This window comes from Paenibacillus sp. FJAT-27812 (assembly GCF_001273905.1).
GTDB lineage: Bacteria > Bacillota > Bacilli > Paenibacillales > Paenibacillaceae > Pristimantibacillus.
This window is the reverse complement of sequence record NZ_LIGH01000001.1, coordinates 3,391,384-3,393,794: the sequence shown is the minus strand read 5'-3', so window position 1 is coordinate 3,393,794 and position 2,411 is coordinate 3,391,384. Positions and strand designations below refer to the sequence as shown.

General features: G+C 43.8%; 3 protein-coding genes. 2 read left to right on the top strand and 1 reads right to left on the bottom strand.

Features of this window, described 5'->3' with window-relative positions; genetic code table 11:
- Positions 1–455: 455 nt before the first annotated feature.
- A complete protein-coding gene (locus tag ADU23_RS14235; RefSeq protein ID WP_053374341.1) occupies positions 456–1,343 on the bottom strand; it encodes a nucleotidyltransferase-like protein in 888 nt (295 codons plus the stop codon).
- A 153-nt stretch (positions 1,344–1,496) separates the two neighbouring features.
- On the opposite strand from ADU23_RS14235, the gene ADU23_RS14230 reads away from it, so the two are divergent.
- On the top strand, positions 1,497–1,856 hold the full coding sequence (locus ADU23_RS14230; protein WP_053374340.1) for a YgzB family protein: 360 nt from the start codon (positions 1,497–1,499) through the stop codon (positions 1,854–1,856).
- 181 nt (positions 1,857–2,037) lie between these two features.
- The gene (locus ADU23_RS33190) at positions 2,038–2,355 is read left to right on the top strand and encodes a helix-turn-helix domain-containing protein (RefSeq protein WP_197286065.1); all 318 of its coding nucleotides are present in this window, start codon (positions 2,038–2,040) and stop codon (positions 2,353–2,355) included.
- Positions 2,356–2,411: the final 56 nt, after the last annotated feature.

Below are 2,411 nucleotides of genomic sequence, written 5' to 3'. Positions count from 1 at the left end.
GAAGGACAAGATCCGCTCGACTTGCATGTATTAGGCACGCCGCCAGCGTTCGTCCTGAGCCAGGATCAAACTCTCCAAATTGGTGTTTGAAATGCTCATTACTTTTTTATCGCTTTTTTCGCTCATCCCGAAGGATTTGCGAGGCAGTTATTACTCGTTGTTCAGTTTTCAAAGAACAATCTTTTCTTTCATGTCAACCGCGTATTTCGTATCGGCGACTTTTATAATATATCACATTCACCTATCTCTTTGCAAGTACTTTTTTTCGTTATTCGACATTTTTTTTGAAATGTCGTTTTCGCGTTTATGTATCCTGTAAAAGCGGCGAGTACTAATATATCATCTGAACTTTATTTAAGTCAAGCTTATTCTCGAATTATTTTTAATATAAAAAAAGCGCTTATTTGCCTTCGAAACTCGGGCAAACCAGCGCTCTATCTTCCTATAAGAAGCCATTATTGGCTTGGCGTGTTATTGACCATATACCGCAGCTCAAGTGCGCCAATATCTCCAAGCTCATGCATAACGGCAACCTCTCGTATATACTCTCGCTGCACCAGCTTCTGAAGGACGAGCGACAAATCGACATGCAGCACATTAATTAAGGAATGCGACTGCAGCTCGGCAATGCTCCAAGGCTCCTCCCGGCTTCCGAGTATTTCAATCAGCAATGAGCAGCATGCTTTCATTTTGTTCATTACGGAGAACTCACAGCCCAGCATTACTAATTGTACTCTTTGCTCCAACGTTTCCGGGCTAACCGTTAACTCCTCATAAAGCTTGTATATCCCGGGATGGACTCGCTTGAGCTGCTTCCAAACGGTGAGTTCAGGATGTCGGCCATCTTCTATTAGAACAATATGAGCCCAATGATGAAGCGCGATAAGCACATGACTGTATGCATCCAGCAAATTGCCGTCGAGCAGATCCTGCTTCGCTTGCAAATAAGTTCTCAAGAAACCCGCAAACTCCGTAAACTGCTTTTGCTCCCGCATGGAATCAGGGAATTGAAGCAGACGTTCACGCACACTGCTTAAATAGCCGTTGCGATCCAACAAGATCTCCCCCCGAACTAGCCACTCAATAATATTGCGATTTTCTCCGCCAGCCAGCCATTCATCTAAACCTCTGGCATCGATGGTACGAATCATTACGCGTTTGCCGTTAATTTGAACATGCTCCGTTTCCTTCCGAGCCTGAACATCCTTTACAACAACGAGTACTAATGAGTCTAAGCCATCGATCAATGGATTATAAGGATATGGGTTTTCAATAACAGCTAAACCAACCACATTAGGTTCATCACGATAGCTGTCTACGAAGTGTGCTTTTATATGTTCCACTGGTTCCTCCATATAGCTAATCACATTTTATTAAGCTATAATAATAATCTACAGTTTTATTCTTTTTCGACATGTTGGAGGCACATTCCTGCTTACTAACTTAGAAACAGTTTCAAATTCATAAGTCATTAGTCATAGGAAGGGTTTGAATCCATGAAGAAGTTCTTTTTTAAGTCCGCCAAGATCAATGAATTCCGGCTTTGGGGGCTCATTTTCACGCTGGTAGGCATGGGTGTCATGATACTTGGAACGGCCGGTATCGTATTTTTGGGACAAGCAGGGAAGATTATCGCGGCTATCTTCATGGTAATCGGCATGGTTTCTCTCCTGATCAGCGTAGCCGTCTATTTCTGGGCAGGCATGATGTCGACAAGCGCCACGATGCTGCAATGTCCGGAATGCGGACGACCGACCAAGATGCTTGGAAAGACCGACCGCTGCATGTATTGCAAAACAATGCTGACGCTGGATCCTGCACAAGCCACGCATAGTCCGGCTGAACAGCAAGTGTAACAAAGAAAAGCCCTCTTCCATGTGAAGTGCACCCCTTATAGTAGACATTGTAAAAACACCCTGGTGTTTAAACCGATGGATATTATAGGGGGTGCTTTTCGTTATGGCGAGAAAAGGACAGAAATTTGAGACGTATAGTTTTGAATTAAAGAAGAAGGCTATYGAGCTACGACATGGGGGAATGACCAAGCAGAGGGTAGCGGATGAGCTTGGGATCGCAGATATTGGGCGATTAAAGGTGTGGATGAGGAAGTATAAGGAACAAGGCGAATATGGGCTTATGGAACACCGAGGCAGACGAGAACAGTACAAGGATCAGGAACGTTATTTAAAGCGATTGGAGATGGAGAATGCTGTCCTAAAAAAGTGGTTGGAAATTACGAAGAAGGAGGTGTACCAGAGAAGTATAGACTCGTCTACGAAATTCGTGAACGATTTAGCGTCAAAGAACTCTGTAAAGAAATCGGAGTCTCCCGAAGCGGATTCTACGCATACGTGAAGCGCTTGAAGACAGATAAGAATAAGCAGGATAAACAGGTCATTCATGATACCTTT